This is a genomic window from Nocardia sp. NPDC057668, assembly GCF_042799795.1.
Taxonomy (GTDB): domain Bacteria; phylum Actinomycetota; class Actinomycetes; order Mycobacteriales; family Mycobacteriaceae; genus Nocardia.
In genome coordinates, this window is the sequence record NZ_JBHVIC010000003.1 from 441,089 (window position 1) to 460,350 (window position 19,262).

Genomic DNA, 19,262 nt, shown 5'->3' on the forward strand with positions numbered 1-19,262 from the left:
CCGGGACAGGCCAATGCCGGTACCCATACTCAAGCAGGGCACCTATCTGATCGCGTCGGTGCAGTCCGCACTCACCGACGCCGATACCGAGCGCTTGCAGGACGACCTGATGAAGTACGTCAGCAAGTACCGCGCGCAGGGAATCATCGTCGATGTCACCGCAATCGATGTAATGGACTCCTTCGCCGCGAGGTCGCTGCGTACCATCGCCCACATGACCAAGCTGAGAGGCGCGGAAACGGTCATCGTCGGCCTGCAACCCGAAGTCGCATTCGCCATGGTTCAACTCGGACTCACCTTCGAGGGCATGCACACCGCACTGGACCTCGAAGAGGGACTCGCCTGGCTGAACCACAAGATCAATGCACGTGGCCAACGAGATGGTCGTGATCGTGGCCGCTGAAAACGTGGTGATCGCGGTGAAGGTGTCCAACGACATCGTGACCGCACGGCAAGCGGGACTCGAGATGGCAAGCGCTCTCGGCTTCTCGCTCTCCGATCGCACCATGATCGCCACCGCCATCTCGGAGGTGGCGCGAAACATCACGAGCTACGCGGGCACCGGCGAGGTCCGGCTCACGGTGCAGGACCGGGAAGGCCGCCGCTCCATGGTGGTTCAGGCCCAGGATCAGGGCCCCGGCATCCTCGACATCGACCGCGCGCTGGAGGACGGCTACTCCACCGGCCGCGGTCTCGGACTCGGCCTGCCCGGCGCGCGCCGTCTGATGGACGGTCTCGCCATCACTTCCAAACCGGGTCAGGGCACGCTTGTGGAAATGTGGAAGTGGGTACCCACCGGTGCGTGAGGACGGTTTCATCGGCGCGGTGGAATGGGCCGTGGCCGGGCGCGCGCTACCCGGCCAGCGGGTATCCGGTGACCGCTCCGTCGTCCTCGACGCGGGCGGTGGCTCAGTGCTTTTCGCGGTCCTGGACGGACTCGGGCACGGCGCCGCCGCCGCCGACGCCGCCGATCGGGCCGCACAGGTGCTGGCCGAGAATCGCGCCGAACCCCTGGATGTGCTGATGCTGCTGTGCCATCGCGCCATGTCCGATACCCGCGGGGCCGCGGTATCGCTGGCCCTGTTCGACTCCGGCGACCGCCTGCACTGGCTGGGCGTCGGAAACGTCGAATCCCGGGTCGTCGCAGCGGCTCCCGGCAAACCCGCCGTTCGCGCCGCCGCCCTGCTCGCCGGCGGCATCGTGGGCTATCTGCTGCCGCCGAACCTGCAACCGCAAACCGTGCCGGTGCGCCCCGGCGATCTGCTGCTCATGTCGACCGACGGCATCACCAGCGACTTCCCCGACGGAATCGATCTGGGCAAGCCGACTTCCGACATCACCGCCGACGTGCTGGCCCGCTACGCCAAGGACACCGACGACGCCCTCGTGCTCGCGGCCCGCCATCGCGGGCATGTGCCGCACGGGCATTCGGTGCAGAGCCAAGCCGCGCACAGTCATTCCGGGCCGGGGCACACCCTCGCGGGTCACCCGGTCCCCGGACACCCGGGCGCCAAGCAATGAGCTCGGTGCTGGCGGCCTTCCGCGACGCGTACACCACCGCGCTGCGGCTGCATCTGCGCGCCCCGAACCAGAACACCCTCGCGGAGGGCTACGAACTCGGCCGGCGCGCCCTGGTCGAGGGTGTCAGCATTCTCGATCTCACCGAACACCATTTCCGCATCCTCGAGCAGGAGGAGCTGCTGCCCGGCCCCGAGGTCGGCGATCGCGGTGAAGCGGCACTGGAATTCCTGCTGCAGACCATGGCCGCCCTCGACGTGGCCACCCGCGGCTTCCTGGACGGCAACCGCCGGTACGAGCAACAGCGTTCGCGCGCGGACGATCTCGCGGGCCGCGACGCCTTCCGCACCGCGCTGGTGGAGTCGCTGCAGGACGGCTTCTTCGTCGTGGACGCCGAAGGCACACTGGTGGAGGTCAATTCGGCCTTCGGCGCGCTCACCGGGTACGGCCCCGACGGGGTGCCGTACCCGCTCCCCCATCCCTGGACGGTGCCCGACGCGCCGCGCTACCCGGATCTGGGCACCGACGCCGCGCGGTTCGTCACCCCGGTCCGCCATCGCGACGGGCGCCAGCTCTGGCTCGCGGTGAGCACCAGCTCCCTGGTCAAACCCGAGAACGACGAGCGCATCTTCGTGGGCACCATTCGCGACGTGACCGCCGAACACGATGCGCAGGCGCGTGATCAGGCGATCTCGCGCATGGCCGCGGAGGTGGTCGCGGCCACCAGCGTCGGCGAGGTGCTGGCCGTCGGGCTCGAGGAGCTGCGCCGGGCCGTCGGCGCCGAATCCGCGGTCGTCTCGGTGTGGGACAGCCGTCAGAGCGGGCCGGAATTCTATGTCTCGGACGACTTTCCGACCGAGCAGGCCGCCAAGCAGGGCAACGGCGCCCAGAGCGTCAGCGGTATGCGCAATTCGCTGGCCGCGCACAACAGTTTCGGCGCGGCCGCGGGCGACGGGCGCTACGGCGCCGGCCGGGACGGCCGCGAATCGCGCCAGGTGCTCGACGCGCGAGCGCGCGCACTGCTGGACCGGGCACGACTGCGACCGGGCCGCACCATGTTCGCCATTCCCGAGGGCGCGGCGAGCTCGGAGGGCATCGTCGCACCGCTCGGGGAGTCCGGGGACTCGGCGCTGTGGTTGCGGTTCGCCGCGCCGCGGGTCATCACACCGGGCGACTGGGCGCTGTTCTCGCTGCTGATCGGGCATTTGAGCCTGGCGGTGCAGCGGGCGCGGAACTTCGATCAGGCCCGCGCCACGTCGCTGACCCTGCAGCGCGCCATGCTGGGGCCGATCGAGCTGCCGCCGCGCTTCGCGGTGCACTACGAACCCGCGCTGCCGCCGCTCGAGATCGGTGGCGACTGGTACGACGTGGTCCGCCTGGCCGATGACACCATCGGCGTGGTCGTCGGCGATTGCGTCGGCCGCGGGCTGTCCGCCGCCGTCGTCATGGGCCAATTGCGCACCGCCGCACGGGCGCTGCTGCTGCGCGGGGCCGGACCGGCGCAGCTGCTCGCCGAACTCGACACGGTCGCCTCGCGAATTCCGGGGGCCATGTGTACCACGGTGTGCGCGGCGATACTGGATCCGGTGCGCGGGCTCGTGCGCTACTCCAGCGCCGGGCACATGCCGCCGGTGCTGGCCGAACCCGGCACGCGCGGGCGGCTGCTCGAGGGCGGGCGCGCGGTACCGCTGGCCACCTTCGACCTGCCCCGCCGTCCCGAGGCGACCACCGCCATGGCGCCCGGCTCGACGCTGGTGCTGTTCACCGACGGCCTGGTCGAACAGCGCGGCATCGACATCGACGAGCGGTTCGTCGACCTCGCCGACGAATTGACAGGCGCGGCAGGGCAATTGCCGCGCGAGGTCGCCGACGCGGTGCTCGATCGGCTGCGGCCCGACACCGGATACGACGACGACATCGCCATGGTGGTCTACCGGCAGCCCCCCGAACCGCTGCGCCTGGACCTGCCCGCCGAACCCGCCGAACTCTCCGGCATCCGCCGCGATCTCAAGTTCTGGCTCGCCGCCGCGGCCGTCCCGCACGATTGCGCCGCGGACCTCATCGCCGCCGCGAACGAGGCGTGCAGCAACAGCATCGAACACGCGTATCTGCAGGGCGGCACCGGTGATCGCGTGTTGCTCACCGCCGAATGCGGGCCGGACACCGTCACCCTCGTGGTCACCGACACCGGCGTCTGGCGGCCGCTGCCGTCCGATCCGGGCCATCGCGGCCGCGGCATCGCCATGATGCGCGCCCTGACCACGCAGCTGGACTTCGATCACTCCGGGCCGGGCACCCAGGTCCGGATGACCACCCGCCTGCCCGCCGTCTCGTTCTCCGCCGCCAGCCGCGTCTGACGTCGCCGGGTCGCTCGGCGGGTTTCCGGCCGGCGAGCCGCCGACCGCGTCGAGTGTCGACGCCCGCGGCGGCACGACCCGGCTCCTGCGACTCGCCGTAGGACACACCGAGCGCGAGGTTGCCGGGCGCGCCCCGAAAACTTGGGGCAATCGCACAATCGACTGTGACCCAGAACACTTTTCCGGCCTCGGACCGGCCGGATGTCCACGCGCACACAGATTGTGCGCGTTCATATTCGCCGGTGGCTACACATTTGCTCAGCTCACAGACCTGCGGCGCGACCGATTTCGTGACACAGTCGAGGGGTCGCGCACCCGGAAAACAGCCGTTTGCGCGACCAAGGGGAGGAGAACCGTCGTGACAGCGGAGCTATCCATCGAACGGCGCGCGGGCAAACCGGCAGCGCCGACTTTCGGCGTTCTCCTGCGCCGATTGCGCGACGCACGCGGGATCTCACGCGAACGACTCGCCTTCAACGCCGGGGTGAGCGCCAGCTATGTCACGCACCTCGAAAAGGGCACGCGCAGCCACCCCACGCACGAAGTGGTCGACGCCGTCATCCGGTATCTCGATCGCGTGGAACACCTTTCGGAGGTCGAGCGCCGGTACGTGCGCGAACTCGCCGGCCTGTCGAATGTCGGCTGCCCGCCGCTGCGGGAGTTGCGCGCGGCCGTCACCCCCGAACTCCAGCGCCTGCTGGACGGCCCGCACCCCGCCGCCATCACGGCCGTGGGCGGCCACATCCTGCTCCGCAATCCCGGCTGGGAACGCGCCTTCCCCGGAATGCTGGAGAGCGGCAACCAGTTTCGCTGGCTCTTCACCCATCCGCTGGCCCGCCGGGTGCTGGCCGACTGGCGCGCCGCGACCACCCTGTCGGTCCAGGCCTTCCGCCTGGCCATGGGTGGCTTCGGCGGTGCGGCGGCCTTCGCCGACCTCCTCGACGAGCTCGGCCGCCACCCCGAGTTCCGCCGCATCTGGGCCGAGGGCACGGTGGCCGCCGTTCCCCCGGTCTGGCGCCTCAACCTGCACGATCTCCACACCGGCACGCCCCGAACGGTCCTCGTCCAAACCGGCATGCTCCAAACCGGCACCCACCCCGGCTGGTTGATCTCCCAGTTCCTGCTCCCGGTCGCGGCGTAGAACCGGGCCCGACGCCTCGCCCTGTCGACTCGGCTCACCGAAATCACCACGCCCGCGGCCGATCGCCGGATGCGATCGAGCGCGGGCGTCATGCCGCGGGGGTGCGTCAGGTCAGGGCGACCGTCATGGCGACCGCGATCGGACCCAGCAGCGGGAGTGCGACATTGGAGAGGGCGTAGACGATCGTGTAGGACATCAGCGGCGTGGCGTTGCCCGCCACCTGCTGGACGGCGCTGATGCCGGGGGTGGAACACTGCTGGCCGGTGATCGCGCCCAGCGCCAGGGGCGCGGGGAGTTTCATGAACTTCCAGGCCACCACCAGGGAGATGCAGGCCGGGATCGCGGTCATCAGCACGCCCGCGATCGGCAGGCCCCAGCCGAACTTCTTGACCAGGTCCACCGCCTGGGGACCGGAGGTGAGGCCGACCACGGCGATGAACACGGACAGGCCGAGGGTCTTGATGACATCGGCCGCGGCGGGTGCGTACTGGCCGATCTCGGGATTGCGGGAGCGGAACCAGCCGAAGAGCAGGCCGGTGAGCAGGCAGCCGCCGCCGGTTCCGAGGGTGAGCGGAATCGTGCCCACGGTGAGCACGATCTTGCCGATCACGAAGCCGAGGACCAGGCCCAGCGCGATGTAGATGATGTCGGCCTTGACCGTCGGGTCCAGTCGATAGCCCAGGGCGGGAACGACTTTGTCGAGATCGGCCTTGGCGCCGGTCAGCTTCAGGGTATCGCCGCGCTGCACCGGCATGCCGGGCCGCAACGGCAGGTCCTTGTCCTCGCGGACCAGACCGGTGACGTACAGCCGGTTGCCCAGCTGCTTGGTGATGCCGTCCAGGGTGGTCGCGCGCTGGCGGTGATCCAGCACGACCTGGTCGATCTCCAGCGCGGTCTCGAGATCGGCGCTGGGCACGATCTCCGGCCCGATGGCGGTCTCGGCGGGGACCATGGCGGTGCGCGGACCCACGACCAGTACCTGGTCGCCGGCCAGCAGCACCACGTCGTCGGCGACCGCGATCACCTTGCCGCCGCGCAGGATTCGCTCCACGGTCAGGTGACCGCCGAGATCCGCGGTCACCTGGGCCAGGGTCCGCCCGGCCACGCGCTGCACCCGGAACGCGCGGCCGACGAGATCGGGCGCGGCCTCCACGTGGGTGCCGTCATCGTCGTCGCTGCCGCCGCCGAGCTGCTTCCACAGCTTGTCGGCTTCCTCGCGCAGGTTGATCCGCATGATGAGCGGGAAGATCTGGCTCGACAGCAACACCACCACGATGAGCCCGCAGATGTACGAGATCGAGTACGCCGTACCGACATTGGCCTGCAGGGCGGTGATCTCGTCGGCGGAGCGATCCAGCCGGGCGATGGCGTCGGTCGCGGTGCCCACGGCCGCGGATTCGGTCGCGCCGCCGGCCAGCAGCCCGGCGGCGGTGCCCGGATCCAGGTTCATGATCACGGTCGCCAGCGCCGTGATGGCCAGCACGCTGGCCACCTCGATCAGCGTGAAAGTGCCGTACTTCAGGCTCTTTCGGTTCAGGCTGGCGAAGAAGGTCGGTCCGGAGATGTAGCCGAGGGTGAAGATGAACATCGCGAAGGCGATGTTCTTCACCTGATCGTTGACGGTGATGTGCCCCGCCATGCCGACGAAGATGGCCACGATCAGCGTGCCGGCCACACCGCCCAGGGACAGCTTCCAAATCTTGATCTTGCCGATCGCGTAACCCAGTGCCAGGCACAGGAACAGCGCGGCCTCGGGGGTGTCCTGCAGGAACGTCTTGATCGCATGCATGAAGTCGTCCTCTGTCGCGGCGAGCCCGGTCAGTTGGTCTTGCTGCGGTCCTGGAACTCCCGGTGGTACTCGTTCATGATCTGCCGCAGCCACCGCCCGATCTCGGCGTAACTGTCCTGGCGCAGGTTGGCCAGCGACACCCGCACCGACCACTGCGGTCCGTCGAACCCGCCGCCGTTGAGCAGCACGATCGAACCCTGTTCGGCGAGCCGGAACACCGGATCCACCGGTTCGTGCTCGGATTCGAGCCACGCGGCGAATTCCGCACTCCAGTGCTGCTTCACCCACGCCATGAGATCGAGTTCGACGTAGTAGTTGGCGGCGTTGGGATCCCGGGGCGCCTCGACCCCGAGCGCATCCGCCAGCATCGTCAACCGCCGCGCGATGATCGCCTCGCAGTTCTTGCGATGGCTCAGATCCTTGTCCAGCAGATCGGCGAGCGAGAACAGCGCCATCTGCACCTGCTGCGGGGTGGACAGCCCGGCGGTGTGATTGAGCGCCACATCGCGCGAATCGGCCACCATGCGGTCGATGAACTTCAGCTTCTCCGGTTCCAGCGCGATGCTGGAATACCGTGCGGTCAGCCGATCCCGATCGGCGGCGGGCATATTCGCCAGCCGCCGATCGAAGATATTGTCCTTCGCCACCGCGATGACGCCCAAACGCCAACCGGTACAGCCGAAATACTTGCTGAACGAATACACGCCGATGGTATTGGCCGAAGCCACCGACATGAGGGATCGGAAACCCTCGACGAAGGTTCCGTACACATCATCGGTAATGATGGTGAGGTTCGGATTCTCCTTCGTCGCGATCTGCGTGATCCGTTCCAGCGTCGCCGAATCCAGCATGACCGACGGCGGATTCGAGGGATTCACCAGAAACAGCGCCTTGACGCTGGGATCGGCGAGCTTCTCGATTTCCGAGGGCGGATACTGCCAGGTGTGCATGCCGTCGGCGGAGGTCGTGGACGCCTGAATCTCGAGCACGTCGAAATGGAATCGCTCGAGCTGCGGAATCTCCAGGTACGGCGTGAAGATCGGCGTCATGATCGCGATGCGGTCACCGGGCGCGAGCATGCCGTTCACGACGCAGGAATCGAACAGATAGCACATGGCCGCGGTGCCGCCCTCGGTGGCGAACAGGTCCCAGCCGCTGTCCGGGGCGCCGCCCATGGCCAGGTCGAGGTAGGCGTGCACCACCTGCTCGATGTGGGTCAGCATGCGGTCGGGCACCGGGTAGTGGTCGCCGTGAATGGCGTCGGCCAGCTCGCCCACCCAGGCGTCGGCGTCGAATCCCAAAGTGGCGGTGCCGTATTCGACGGACCCGCGCAGCAGCCGCACGGCGTCGGTCTCGGTCTGCGCGGTCAGGAATTGGTCCAGGCGGCCCGCGATGCCCGCGGGCTGCGGCATACCGGCCAGGCCCGGGAACTCGTCCCAGTCGAGTTTCGCTTCGGCGACGGCGAACTGCCCGAGTAGATAGAACGCCTCGCGCGGCACGACCGAGGTCCAGTTCGGATTTCCGCGACCGGCATTGATCATCACGTGCGCGGTCTTGCGCATATTCGCATCGGCCAGCGCGATGAGTTCGTCTTTCAGTTCGAACGGACTGAGCTGTTCGTACTTCTTCTCCGTACCGCGATCGACCTGATTATCGATGCTCATCGTCCACTCTCCGTATGTCGAAGTCCGGTCACTCTCCGAGGCAACGCACGTCGTGATAGGAAGAATCGTAGGATCACTACTGAACGGAAGAATCATACGCGCGCAACCCGATTCTGAAGGAGTCTCCATGGCGCGAAGTTCCATTCTCCGTATCGTCGGCCTGCTGGCCTGCTCGGGCCTGCTGGTCGCGGGTTGCGCGAACGACCCCGAGGAATCCGCCGCCGGAAAGACATCGGCTGCCGCACAACCCGCCGCCGGGACCTCGTCGAATCAATCCCAATCCCCCGGCACTCTCCCCCGGGTCACCATTCTCGCCACCGGCGGCACCATTGCCGGTAAGGCCAACGCCAATTCGGCGGTCGGCTACACCGCCGGCGAGGCGACCGCACAGGACCTCATCGACGCGGTACCGGGTCTGGACAAGATCGCCGCGCTACAGGCCGAGCAGATCTCCAACATCGGCAGCCAGGACATGAACGACGAGGTGTGGCTGAAGCTGGCCGACCGCATCAACGAGATCTTCGCCGCGGACGGGGCCGACGGGATCGTGGTCACCCACGGCACCGACACCATCGAGGAGACCGCGTTCTTCCTCGATCACGTGGTCGCGAGCCCGAAGCCGGTGGTGCTGGTCGGCTCGATGCGCCCCTCGACCGCCCTGAGCGCGGACGGGCCCGCCAATCTGCGCTCGGGCGTGCAGGTCGCGGCCGATCCGGCAGCGCGCGATCGCGGCACGATGGTGGTCCTGAACGACACCATCCACGGCGCGACCGACGTGACCAAATCCAATACCACCAGCCTGCAGACCTTCGTCTCCCCCAATACCGGGCCCATCGGGCACGTCGACGCGGCCGCGGTGACCTTCGCCGAACCCGCCGCGCAGCAGACGCGCCTGGGATTCCCGGTGCCCGATTCCGCGCCGCTGCCGCGGGTCGACATCATCTATTCGCACGCGGGGATGGACGCGACCGCGGTGAACGACGCGCTCGGCCACGGCGCGCGCGGCCTGGTGCTCGCGGGCGTGGGCGACGGCAATACCGCCAAGCCGGTCGTGAGCGCGCTGAGCGCGGCCGCGGGCAAGGGCGTCCTCGTCGTGCGGTCCAGCCGGGTGGGCTCCGGGGCGGTGGTGCGCAACGCCGAACTCAACGACGACGAGCTGGGCACCGTGTCCGCGCTCGGGCTGAACCCGGCCAAGTCCCGGATTCTATTGCAGCTGTTGCTGGTCAACGGCGTCACCGATCCCCAGCAGGTGCAGCGGGACTTCGCCGCGGCGTCCTGATCCGGGCGGTTGGGTGATCCGGCGCGGGGCTGTGACCCGGGCCGGATCCACCGAATAGCTTGCCGCCGTGCGGTTTCCCGGGTTCTACCCATTCACCACCCATGTTGAACAAGTGACCAGTAGGGTGTGGGCACCATGCGCGGCCATGTCGGGAACGCGCTGGATCGCCCCGGAGGAAGTACTGGCATGAGACGTTCTCGGCTGCTCTGTACGGTCGTGTCGGCCGTCGTCATCACCCTGGCCGGGTCCGGCATGGCCGCCGCCGCACCGACCGGCAGCGGGGGATCGGGATCCGGCGGATCGGGATCATCGGGCTCGGGCAGCGGCTCCGGCACGGGCAGCTTCGGCGGCGCGCCCACCACCGTGCAGCCGCTGGGGCCGGACTTCCTCTGGGGCGTGTCCATGGCCGGCTTCCAGTCCGAAGGCCATGCCCCGGACAGCAATTGGAGCCGCTACGCGAACTCGGGCAAGGCCACCCACACCTACGGCGACTCGGTCGACTTCTACACCCGCTATGCCGAGGACATCGACCTGGCCGCCGGCCTCGGGGTGAAGGTGTTCCGGCTCTCCATCGAATGGGCGCGCGTCCAACCGCGGGCCGGGGTCTGGAACGACGGCGATTTCGAGTTCTACGACCGGGTCGTGCAGCGTATTCGCGCGGCGGGCATGCGGCCCATGCTCACCCTGGACCACTGGGTCTTCCCGGGCTGGGCCGCGGACCGCGGCGGCTGGAAGAACAAGAACATGGCCACCGACTGGCTGGCCAACATGCGCCGCGTGGTGGACCGGTACGCACCGCTGGACCCGCTGTGGGTGACCATCAACGAGCCCATGGGCTACGTCATGCAGTCGATCCGGATCGGCGACATCGGGGTGCTGGACGCCCTGCCCATGTTCGAGCGGCTCGTGCAGGCGCACCGCGAGATCTACGACTACATCCACGCCCGCCAGCCCGGCGCCCGGGTCACCAGCAACGTGGCGCAGTACCCCATCGTGCAGAACCTCACCGATCTGCTCTTCGTCGACCGCGTGCGCGACAAGCTCGACTACCTCGGGATCGACTTCTATTACGGTGCGTCGCTGTCGAATCCGCCGACCCCGGCGCTGGTGGGCGAGGAACTCTGGAAGAACGCCATCGAACCCGAGGGCATCTACTACGACCTGCGCAGCTACGCCGAGAAGTTTCCGGGCCTGCCCCTCTACGTGGTCGAGAACGGCATGCCGACCGACAACGGACTCCCCCGTTCCGACGGCTACGACCGCGGAGATCACCTGCGGGACACCGTCTATTGGATCCAGCGCGCCGTGGCCGACGGCATCGACGTCATCGGCTACAACTACTGGAGCCTGACCGACAACTACGAATGGGGCAGCTACGCACCGCGTTTCGGGCTGTACACCGTCGACGCGAAGACCGACCCCGCTCTCACGCGGCGGCCCACCACCGCCGTCCCCGCGCTGCGGGACATCACCGCGCGCGCCGGGGTCGCCGCCGAGTACCGCCCGACCCGAGAACCCGCCCTGTGCTCGATCGTCACGCCCATCGACAGCTGCCTGCGCCCGGTGTCGGTGCCGTAGGCGCAGACGAGACGAGGCCGTTGCTGGCGCATCTGCGTCAGCGGCGCATCTACGCCGCCACGTGATCACGCCGCGGCCTGGCCCCGACTCGCCCGTACCGGTCGGAATCTTTTGTCACCCGGATTTCAGCCGCCCCGACACCCCTCGACGCCGGTTCCATGCACCGCGGTCCATGCTCCGACCTGCACCGACATGCGAGATTCATCGCGAGTGTTTCACCCCGCCGAGAACGGGTAAGCCCTGCCCGCACCGTTCGCCCGAGTGCGTGTGCACACCGGCCAAAATCATTGCCTACCAGCGCTATGCGGGTTAGCTGAGGCTGTTGCGGACACTTGCGTCACCGTTCACTTGTAGAGTCTCTTAGGTGACCAACACTTCCGGAGACGCGTATCCACTCGGCGAAACGATGACCACCTCGGTCACCGTCCACGACGATGCGACCGTGCTCGCCGTGATCGGTGAAGTCGACCTGGCGACCGCACCCGCGCTCGAGAACGCGATCGAATCCATCCTGGGCGGCAAGCCGGGCGCCCTGATCATCGACCTGTCCGAGGTGAGCTTCCTGGCCTCGGCCGGCATGGCCGCGCTCGTGGCCGCGCACCAGCGCGCCGGGGCCACCCGGATCGTCGTCGTCGCCGACGGGCCCGCCACCGGGCGGCAGCTGCGCATGACCAATCTCGATCAGGTCTTCGCGCTGCACCCGACGCTGCCCGAGGCCCTCACCGCGCTGCAACAGAACTGACCGATTCCCCGCCCGCGACGACGCGGTCGCGAGTCCCCGAACGCAGAACGCCCCGGCCGTCACGAACGGCCGGGGCGTCGTCGACTCGGTGATCAGTCGCAGATGGCGCGCAGCTGCTCGACGAGCTTGACCCGATCGGCGGAGGTCGCCGCGAGCGGAACCACGTTCAGCGCGGTCACGCCGGCCTCACGGAACGCGGCCACGCGCTCCTTCACGAAACCGGCCGAACCGATCAGGCAGACGTCGCGGACCAGATCGTCCGGCACCACCTTGGCGGCTTCATCTTTCTTGCCCTGCAGGTACAGTTCCTGGATGCGGTCGGCCTCGGCGCCGTAGCCGTACTTGGTGGCCAGGGTGTGATAGAAGTTCTTGCCCTTGGCGCCCATGCCGCCGATGTACAGCGCCAGATGCGGCTTCACGAATTCGCGCAGCGGCTCGACGTTGTCGCCGATCGCCAGCGCCGGACCGGCGAAGACCTGCAGATCGCCCAGCTTCGGATCACGCTTGGCCAGACCGGCTTTCAGCGACTCGCCCCAGATGGCGTCGGCCTTCTCCGGCAGGAAGAAGATCGGCTGCCAGCCCTGCGCGAGCTCGGCGGCGAGTTCCACGTTCTTCGGGCCGAGCGCCGCGAGCAGCACCGGAATGTCCTCGCGCACGGGATGATTGATGAGCTTGAGCGGCTTGCCCAGGCCGGTGCCCTTTTCCGCGGGCAGCGGGATCGTGTAGTACTTGCCGTTGTACTCGAGGCGCTCGCGCTTCCACACCTTGCGGCAGATCTCGAGCACCTCGCGGGTGCGGCCGATGGGCGCGTCGTAGGGCACGCCGTGGAAGCCCTCGATCACCTGCGGGCCCGAGGCGCCCAGCCCGAGGATGAACCGCCCGTCCGAGACGTAGTCCAGACCGGCCGCCGTCATGGCGGTGAGGGTGGGCGTGCGGGTGTACAGCTGCATGATGCCCGAGGCCAGCTCGACCCGCTCGGTCTTGCCGGCGAGGTAGCCGATCGCGCTCACCGCGTCGAACGAATACGCCTCCGGCACGAACACGATGTCGAGGCCGGCCTTCTCGAGATCGGCCACCTCGGCGGCGATTTCCTTGAAGCCGTCGGTGTAATTGATCGACAGTCCGATACGCATAGCCGGGACATTACTCACCATGCGATTCCCGGTTCACATCGGCCGGGGCTGCCGGAGTCGGGGCGGTGGTCGGCAACCGGTACCGTGAGCGGGGACAACGTGCGCCCACGCGTGCGAAAGACCCGCAATCCCAAGGGAGGCCATTCCTCATGACTCAGGACGCCGCGCAGGCCGGCACCAGCTTCGGTGATTCGACACTGCAGGCCTACCTGGAGGACTTGGCCGCGAAGGTGCCCGCGCCGGGCGGCGGCGCGGTCGCCGCGCTGCATGCCGCACAGGGGGCCGCCCTGGTCGCCATGGTCGCGCGCTACACCACCCGCGCCAAGGACGCCGACAACCGCCCGGTCGTCGACCGCATCATCGCCGCCGCCGACACCGCCCGCGAACGCGCGCTCGCATTGGCCGACGCGGACGCCGCCGCCTTCACCGCGGTCGGGGCCGCGTACAAGCTGGCGAAGGAGTCCGAGGCGGACAAGGCCAGCCGGGCCGAGGCCATCACCGCCGCGCTGCTGGAGGCCGCTCGTGTCCCCGCGGCCGTGGTCGCCGCCGCCGACGAGGTCGTCTCCCTGGCGGCCGAGCTGCTGCCCATCGGCAACCCCAACGTGGTCACCGACATCGGCGCGGCCGCCGACGCCGCCCGGGCCGCGGTGGCCAGCTCGCAGCTGAACATCGCCATCAACGTCGCGTCGCTGGACGGGGTGGCGGGCGCGGAGTTCGCGCCGGTACTGAAGCAGATCGAAGAGGTCATCGCCCGCGCCGACGCGCTGCACAACGACGTGGTCGCGGCCATCACCGGCTGAGGATCGACCCGCGTCACACGAGAGCCCCGTCCGGCGCCGGACGGGGCTCTCGTGTATCCGACCGGCACGCATCGCCCACCCGACCGGCACGGCATCACGTATCCGACCAGCACGGCATCGCAAATGTGTAGTTCTGCGTGGCGGGATTACGCGGCAGCAGCATTGCGCGGCAGCGGGATCGCACAGCAGCAGAACGCATGACAGCGGGATCGCGTGACAGCAGAGCCGCGCAGCAGCAGGGTCGCGCGGCGGCGGGGTCGCGCGGCGGCGCGAATCAGCCGAATCACCGGCCGGGAGTACCTGGACGTCGACATACCGGCGGACAGCGCGCAGTGCCTCACCACGATCTAGTCGTCGGATCCAAGTCGTCGACCACGCAGCCCGTCGATTCGGCGCCGCCGCCCGCTCCGGAACCGCCGCCCGCGGAGGTCCCGCCCCCGCCGCCGCCCGCCCCCGAGCAGCAGCACATTGGATCCGGTCCGGCCGGGAATCGGCGGCGGTGAATCCGCGGCCCTCCGGATACCGGACCATCGGGTCGGTCAGCCGCCGCGCGACTGTGCTCCGGGGGCGCTTTCGGGCGGCGGGCGACCGCCGTGTTCGGGCGGCAGTGGCATTGACACACCGCCAAATCCGCGCGGCGGGCGTATCTCGCCACGCCCGGGCGGGTGCCGCCGGAAAATCGGCACATTCGTCCCAATAGCCCTTGTCAGCGGGGGAATCACTACTAGAGCAGCGGCTTTCCGTCCATCTTCCACGCCGATGCGTAGGTCACGAAGCGGGCACGTTTCCGTACGCCGAGGGCGAATCGGTCATAGGCTGAGCGTCCAGGACCACACCCCTGTGTGAAGGGATGGAACCAATGCGGAACGCGATTCGTCTCATGTTCGTCGCAACCGTGGTGGCGGCGGCAGCCGCGTTCGGGTCCGGAGCCGCAGGGGCGGTGCTGATATCGGCACCCAATCTCCCGGCGGTGCAGGCGATTACGCCGGGGCCCGGTCAGACAGTGGGAATTGCCGCACCCGTGAACGTGCGGTTCGCCGAACCCGTGAAGGATCGCGCCCGCGCCGAGCGGGCAGTGAACATTCGCGCCGGCACCACTTTGGCGGGCAACTTCTCCTGGGTGGACGATCGACAACTGACATGGACGTCGGCCGGCTACCTGCCCACCTCGTCGCCGATCACGGTGTCGGTGGGGCGCCTGCACACCCAATTCGAAACGAACGGCGGCGTGAGCGCCGATGCCGACATGTCCGCGCACACCTTCACCGTCTTCATGGGCGGCGTCCCGGTGCGCACCATGCCGGCGTCCATGGGCAAACCCGGCTGGGAGACACCGGTCGGCACGTTCCCGGTGCTCGAGCGCTTCCGCTCGGTGACCTTCGATTCGCGCACCATCGGCATTCCGCTCAACTCGTCCGAGGGCTACCTGATCGAGGGTGAGTTCGCCGAGAGGCTCACCTGGGGCGGTGTTTTCGTCCACTCTGCGCCATGGTCGGTGGATTCACAGGGTTACGCGAATGTCAGCCACGGCTGCATCAACCTGGCGCCCGGTGATGCCGAATGGTTCTACGACAACGTCGGAATCGGCGATCCGGTGAGCGTGCACTGGTAGGCGGTTACCCCGAATAGACGGCGGCGGTGCGGGATTCATACGAATCCCGCACCGTTCCGCTGCGTACGGGCTGATTCCTCCGCTGCGCTGGGCCGACTCCGCTGGCCGGGCCGACTCGGTTGTGCGCGAGCCGACTCGGGCTGTACGCGCGGCGATTCCGACGTGCGCGACCCGACTCGGGATGTGCGCAGGCCGACTCGGCTGTACGCGCGTCGATTCCGATGTCCGGGGGCCGACTCGGGCTGTGCGCAGACCGATTCCACCGAGAGAGGCGGATTCGACCACGCGCGGCCGATCCGGGCCGCGCGGCGAGCGGGGTCGACACCCCGCCCGGTCAGCGGGGAATCAGTTTGCCGCGCTCAGTGATTCGCGTTCTCCGCGGCCTGCACCACGTGCCGCATCAGCAGCGCGGTGGTGACCGGGCCGACGCCGCCGGGGACCGGGCTCAGTGCGCCGGCGACGCCGGTGACCGACTCCGCGTTCACGTCGCCGGTGATGTTGCCGTTGTCGTCCTCGTTGGTGCCCACGTCGATGACCACCGCGCCCTCGCGCACATGGTCGGCGGTGATCAGGCCCGCGCGGCCGACCGCGGCGACCACGATGTCGGCGGCCGAGGTGATCGCCGGCAGGTCACGCGTGCGCGAATGGGCGACGGTCACCGTGGCGTTCTCGGCCAGCAGCAGCTGGGCCAGCGGCTTGCCGACCACGTTGGAACGGCCGACGACCGCGACATGCCGTCCCTCCAAAGCGATTCCGTGGAACTTGGCCAGTTCCACCACGGCTTCGGAGGTGGCGGGCGGGAAGCCGGGCAGGCCGGAGGCGAGCAGGCCGAGCGAGAGCGGGCTGACCCCGTCCACGTCCTTGGCCGCGGCGATGGACAGGCTCACATCGTCCAGGCCGACGCCCTTGGGCAGCGGGGTCTGCAGCATGATGGCGTCCACCGTGACGTCGGCGGAGAGTTCGGCGAGCTTGGCGCGAATCTCCTCGGCGGTCGCCTCGACACCGAGATCGACGTTCTCGCAGACGATTCCGTTGCGCTCGGCGGCGCGATTGAGCGACTTCACGTACCAGGCGCTGGCCGGGTCGTCGTTGGCGATCACCAGGGCCAGGCGCGGGGCGCTGCCGGCTTCGGTGCGCGCGACCGCGCGCTGCTTGGTGTCGGCATTGATGGCGGCGGCGAGTTCCTTGCCGATGAGCGAAGTCGTGTCCACGGATTGACACCCTAACCCGCGGGCCGGGGCGAGCCGCACGCGCCTTTGGGTAGGCGGGACGTTCTCCGCTGATTTCCGCGCGCCCACGCGCGTTGCCGGTAACAGGTCCGTTCAAACCTGCAATTTCTCTACGGCAAATCCCCGACAACGGCCCGCGCCAGCCGTATCGTGCTCTCAGTCGGAACCGAGCCACTATTCAGCAAAGAAGGCAGACCCGCTCGGAAGCATGCGTGACCATCTCTCGGAAAGGTCGACAGCAGTGCAGATCGCCAGGCGTATCCCCACCCTGCTCGTAGCGGCGGCCGCCGCCCTGACCCTGTTCGCACCCGGCACCGCGTACGCGGACCCGGGCACGCTCTACAACTCGGCCCAGGACAATTTCCTCGACGGCGACGACGCCGCGGGACTGGCCGACCTGCGGCAGTTGCTCGCCGAATCTCCCGATGACGCGCACGCGCTGTCACTGCAGGCCATCTGGTCGGACTACGCCGGTGACCTGATCACCCGCGAGGTCGCGCTGAACCGCCTGAACGTGATCGATCCCGAACTGGCCGGGCGCACCCGGCACGTCTTCCACGCGATCGGCTCGGCGGTGGGCACGCTGCCCAACCCGATTCCGGCCATCGCCGGACCCGGCACCGGCATCGCGGTGTGCGGGTACGGGCTGCTGCCCGACGGCAGCATGCGCCCCGAGCTGGTGAATCGCATGCAGGCGGCGTGGTTGCAGGCCATCGCCTCCCCGATGTCGCCGATCCTGGTGTCCGGCGGCAACCCGCAGAACGGGATCACCGAGGCGGCGGCCATGGCGGGCTGGCTGATCGGGCGCGGCATTCCGGCCAGCCGGATCCTGACCGACCATCGCGCCGGATCGACCGTGCAGAACGCGCTGTACGGCGCGGCCATGCTGCGCGAGGCGGGCGCGACCAGCGCCATCGTGGTGACCTCCCCCAACCACATTCGCCGCGCGGTGGCCGACTTCATCGTCGCGGGCATCCCGGTGGTCGGCGCGACCACCTCGCTCGAGCAGCTCGTCTCCCAGCTGCCCCCGCCCGCGCGCAGCAGCCAGCGCGGTATCTACCTCGATGTCACCCGGACGATGCGCCTGCCCTCCGAGCGCTGACCTCCCCTTTCCCGCGGACCCGCGTCGATTCGGCGCGGGTCCGCGGCGCACAATGACCCGGTGAGCGCGCACGACCTCGACACCCTGGTGCACCGCCTGCGCACGGCCGGCTGCGTCTTCGCCGAAGACGAGGCCGCCCTGCTCCTGGCGGCGGCAGCGGACCCCGACCACCTGGAAACCCTTGTCGCCCAACGCGTAGCGGGCTCTCCCCTGGAGCATCTCCTCGGCTGGGCCGAGTTCCGAGGCCTGCGCGTCGCGGTCGGCCCGCACGTCTTCGTCCCCCGACAGCGCACGGCCTTCCTGGTGGAACAGGCGGTGACGCTCGGCCGCGACCGGGCCGAGCGCGGGCTGACCGGTTCGACCGGCGAGCCCGCACGGGATCACCCCGTCTCGGCCCGGGCCGAGAACACGCCGGCAACGGCGCCGACGGTCGCGACGAGCACACCCGGCGCCCCCGGCCCGGAGCCCGAGACAGCCGCGGTTCCCAGATCCGGCGATGCGCCCGCCGGCGGTCGAGGGCGATCCGCATTCGCGAACTCGCCTTCACCCGTTGCCGTTTCGTCCGCCTCCGACCTGGTCATACTCGATATGTGCTGCGGCAGTGGCGCGTTGGGCTTGTCTCTCGTGACAGACCTACTCGCCGAAGGTATTCGGGTGAACCTCACGGCCGCCGATATCGAGCCACACGGGGTGGCCTGCGCGCGCCGCAACCTCGAGCCGCTGGCCGCCGCCGTCTTCCACGGCGATCTGTTCGAGCCCCTCCCCGCCGACCTCGCCGGCCGCGTCGACATCCTGCTCGCCAACACCCCTTACGTCCCCTCCGCCGAGATCGCGACCATGCCCCCCGAGGCCCGCGACCACGAACCCCGCGTGACCCTCGACGGCGGCCCCGACGGCCTCGACCTCCTGCGCCGCATAGCCGCCGCGGCCCCCCACTGGCTGGCCCCCGGCGGCCACCTGCTGGTCGAGGAGTCCGAGGCCCAGGCCGACCCGGCCGCCGCGATCATGCGCGCCGCCGGCCTGTCCGCCCGCGTCGCCGAGGACGAGGAACGCGGGGCCACCGTGGTCATAGGCACCCGCCCCGACTGATCGGCGCACCAGCCTCGACGCGACCGGTTTCGCCGGAGGTCGCGATGGTTCGGCGCCCCGCCGGCTCGGCGCCCCGCGATCAGGTGGAGCCGCATTCGATGCAGCCGGACGGGCCCGGCGGCATCGAGCGGCAAAGACACTCGCCCGCAAGGGGATAGAGCCCGGAGTTGCTGCGTCGGCTCAGCTCGGCGGTCTCGTCCGGATCCCGCGCGCGTTTGCTCGGGGATGC

The 19,262-nt window shown here is 69.1% G+C and carries 17 protein-coding genes and 1 pseudogene; 14 read left to right on the top strand and 4 right to left on the bottom strand.

Going from position 1 to position 19,262, the window contains the following annotated elements; all coding sequences use genetic code 11:
* Positions 1-13: 13 nt before the first annotated feature.
* The 5 genes from ACFVBH_RS20565 to ACFVBH_RS20585 all read left to right on the top strand — a co-directional run bounded on the left by ACFVBH_RS20565 (position 14) and on the right by ACFVBH_RS20585 (position 5,016).
* Complete coding sequence (locus tag ACFVBH_RS20565; protein WP_354987686.1) at positions 14-403, top strand: STAS domain-containing protein; 390 nt, start codon at positions 14-16, stop codon at positions 401-403.
* Positions 381-806 (top strand): ATP-binding protein, encoded by a 426-nt coding sequence (locus ACFVBH_RS20570; protein WP_379004552.1) that lies wholly within the window; start codon positions 381-383, stop codon positions 804-806. Before ACFVBH_RS20565 ends, ACFVBH_RS20570 begins: the two co-directional genes overlap by 23 nt.
* Entirely contained in the window at positions 799-1,521 is a 723-nt protein-coding gene (locus ACFVBH_RS20575; RefSeq protein WP_354987687.1) for a SpoIIE family protein phosphatase, read from the top strand. The genes ACFVBH_RS20570 and ACFVBH_RS20575 overlap by 8 nt, the downstream gene beginning before the upstream one ends.
* Positions 1,518-3,875 (top strand): SpoIIE family protein phosphatase, encoded by a 2,358-nt coding sequence (locus tag ACFVBH_RS20580; protein WP_379003455.1) that lies wholly within the window; start codon positions 1,518-1,520, stop codon positions 3,873-3,875. Before ACFVBH_RS20575 ends, ACFVBH_RS20580 begins: the two co-directional genes overlap by 4 nt.
* A gap of 358 nt (positions 3,876-4,233) precedes the next feature.
* Positions 4,234-5,016, top strand: a complete 783-nt coding sequence (locus ACFVBH_RS20585; protein WP_354987689.1) for a helix-turn-helix domain-containing protein — start codon at positions 4,234-4,236, stop codon at positions 5,014-5,016.
* 106 nt (positions 5,017-5,122) lie between these two features.
* On the opposite strand, the gene aspT is transcribed toward ACFVBH_RS20585, so the two are convergent.
* Together aspT and ACFVBH_RS20595 are read right to left on the bottom strand one after the other, a co-directional pair.
* Positions 5,123-6,805 carry an aspartate-alanine antiporter gene (gene aspT, locus ACFVBH_RS20590; RefSeq protein ID WP_379003458.1) on the bottom strand — a complete coding sequence of 561 codons (1,683 nt, stop codon included), beginning with the start codon at positions 6,803-6,805 and terminating at the stop codon, positions 5,123-5,125.
* A 29-nt stretch (positions 6,806-6,834) separates the two neighbouring features.
* Positions 6,835-8,469, bottom strand: coding sequence for a bifunctional aspartate transaminase/aspartate 4-decarboxylase (locus ACFVBH_RS20595; RefSeq protein WP_379003460.1), 1,635 nt, complete (start codon positions 8,467-8,469; stop codon positions 6,835-6,837).
* A gap of 127 nt (positions 8,470-8,596) precedes the next feature.
* Here ACFVBH_RS20595 and ACFVBH_RS20600 point away from each other — a divergent pair, with 127 nt between their 5' ends.
* The 3 genes from ACFVBH_RS20600 (at position 8,597) to ACFVBH_RS20610 (ending at position 12,068) form a co-directional block, all read left to right on the top strand.
* A complete protein-coding gene (locus ACFVBH_RS20600) occupies positions 8,597-9,748 on the top strand; it encodes an asparaginase (RefSeq protein WP_379003462.1) in 1,152 nt (383 codons plus the stop codon).
* A 186-nt stretch (positions 9,749-9,934) separates the two neighbouring features.
* Complete coding sequence (locus ACFVBH_RS20605; RefSeq protein WP_379003464.1) at positions 9,935-11,326, top strand: family 1 glycosylhydrolase; 1,392 nt, start codon at positions 9,935-9,937, stop codon at positions 11,324-11,326.
* Positions 11,327-11,732: 406 nt separating this feature from the next.
* Complete coding sequence (locus ACFVBH_RS20610; protein ID WP_379004554.1) at positions 11,733-12,068, top strand: STAS domain-containing protein; 336 nt, start codon at positions 11,733-11,735, stop codon at positions 12,066-12,068.
* Positions 12,069-12,160: 92 nt separating this feature from the next.
* On the opposite strand, the gene ACFVBH_RS20615 is transcribed toward ACFVBH_RS20610, so the two are convergent.
* Positions 12,161-13,201, bottom strand: a complete 1,041-nt coding sequence (locus tag ACFVBH_RS20615; protein WP_354987694.1) for an LLM class F420-dependent oxidoreductase — start codon at positions 13,199-13,201, stop codon at positions 12,161-12,163.
* A 149-nt stretch (positions 13,202-13,350) separates the two neighbouring features.
* Here ACFVBH_RS20615 and ACFVBH_RS20620 point away from each other — a divergent pair, with 149 nt between their 5' ends.
* From ACFVBH_RS20620 to ACFVBH_RS20630, 3 genes are all read left to right on the top strand, one after another.
* Positions 13,351-14,001, top strand: coding sequence for a cyclodeaminase/cyclohydrolase family protein (locus tag ACFVBH_RS20620; RefSeq protein WP_379003466.1), 651 nt, complete (start codon positions 13,351-13,353; stop codon positions 13,999-14,001).
* 213 nt (positions 14,002-14,214) lie between these two features.
* A complete protein-coding gene (locus ACFVBH_RS20625; RefSeq protein WP_379003468.1) occupies positions 14,215-14,352 on the top strand; it encodes a hypothetical protein in 138 nt (45 codons plus the stop codon).
* Between the two features lie 529 nt (positions 14,353-14,881).
* Positions 14,882-15,613 (top strand): L,D-transpeptidase, encoded by a 732-nt coding sequence (locus tag ACFVBH_RS20630; RefSeq protein ID WP_354988680.1) that lies wholly within the window; start codon positions 14,882-14,884, stop codon positions 15,611-15,613.
* 359 nt (positions 15,614-15,972) lie between these two features.
* Here ACFVBH_RS20630 and ACFVBH_RS20635 read toward each other — a convergent pair whose 3' ends face one another.
* Positions 15,973-16,824: a bifunctional 5,10-methylenetetrahydrofolate dehydrogenase/5,10-methenyltetrahydrofolate cyclohydrolase gene (locus tag ACFVBH_RS20635; protein WP_379003470.1), complete on the bottom strand. Its 852-nt coding sequence runs from the start codon at positions 16,822-16,824 to the stop codon at positions 15,973-15,975.
* A 259-nt stretch (positions 16,825-17,083) separates the two neighbouring features.
* Here ACFVBH_RS20635 and ACFVBH_RS20640 point away from each other — a divergent pair, with 259 nt between their 5' ends.
* The 3 genes and pseudogenes from ACFVBH_RS20640 to ACFVBH_RS20650 all read left to right on the top strand — a co-directional run bounded on the left by ACFVBH_RS20640 (position 17,084) and on the right by ACFVBH_RS20650 (position 19,033).
* Complete coding sequence (locus tag ACFVBH_RS20640) at positions 17,084-17,944, top strand: YdcF family protein (RefSeq protein ID WP_354988653.1); 861 nt, start codon at positions 17,084-17,086, stop codon at positions 17,942-17,944.
* A 60-nt stretch (positions 17,945-18,004) separates the two neighbouring features.
* Positions 18,005-18,268 (top strand): annotated as a pseudogene (locus tag ACFVBH_RS20645) (putative protein N(5)-glutamine methyltransferase); the annotation flags it as partial.
* Positions 18,260-19,033, top strand: coding sequence for a methyltransferase (locus tag ACFVBH_RS20650; RefSeq protein WP_379004557.1), 774 nt, complete (start codon positions 18,260-18,262; stop codon positions 19,031-19,033). The pseudogene ACFVBH_RS20645 and the gene ACFVBH_RS20650, both read left to right, overlap by 9 nt.
* Positions 19,034-19,262: the final 229 nt, after the last annotated feature.

What these genes read in the sequence shown, in the direction of transcription:
- ACFVBH_RS20605 (WP_379003464.1), top strand. Translation starts at nt 9,935, where the DNA reads ATGAGACGTTCTCGGCTGCTCTGTACGGTCGTGTCGGCCGTCGTCATC.
- ACFVBH_RS20615 (WP_354987694.1), bottom strand. Translation starts at nt 13,201, where the DNA reads ATGCGTATCGGACTGTCGATCAATTACACCGACGGCTTCAAGGAAATC.
- ACFVBH_RS20570 (WP_379004552.1), top strand. Translation starts at nt 381, where the DNA reads ATGGTCGTGATCGTGGCCGCTGAAAACGTGGTGATCGCGGTGAAGGTG.
- aspT (WP_379003458.1), bottom strand. Translation starts at nt 6,805, where the DNA reads ATGCATGCGATCAAGACGTTCCTGCAGGACACCCCCGAGGCCGCGCTG.
- ACFVBH_RS20610 (WP_379004554.1), top strand. Translation starts at nt 11,733, where the DNA reads ATGACCACCTCGGTCACCGTCCACGACGATGCGACCGTGCTCGCCGTG.
- ACFVBH_RS20630 (WP_354988680.1), top strand. Translation starts at nt 14,882, where the DNA reads ATGTTCGTCGCAACCGTGGTGGCGGCGGCAGCCGCGTTCGGGTCCGGA.
- ACFVBH_RS20595 (WP_379003460.1), bottom strand. Translation starts at nt 8,469, where the DNA reads ATGAGCATCGATAATCAGGTCGATCGCGGTACGGAGAAGAAGTACGAA.
- ACFVBH_RS20580 (WP_379003455.1), top strand. Translation starts at nt 1,518, where the DNA reads ATGAGCTCGGTGCTGGCGGCCTTCCGCGACGCGTACACCACCGCGCTG.
- ACFVBH_RS20565 (WP_354987686.1), top strand. Translation starts at nt 14, where the DNA reads ATGCCGGTACCCATACTCAAGCAGGGCACCTATCTGATCGCGTCGGTG.
- ACFVBH_RS20620 (WP_379003466.1), top strand. Translation starts at nt 13,351, where the DNA reads ATGACTCAGGACGCCGCGCAGGCCGGCACCAGCTTCGGTGATTCGACA.
- ACFVBH_RS20600 (WP_379003462.1), top strand. Translation starts at nt 8,597, where the DNA reads ATGGCGCGAAGTTCCATTCTCCGTATCGTCGGCCTGCTGGCCTGCTCG.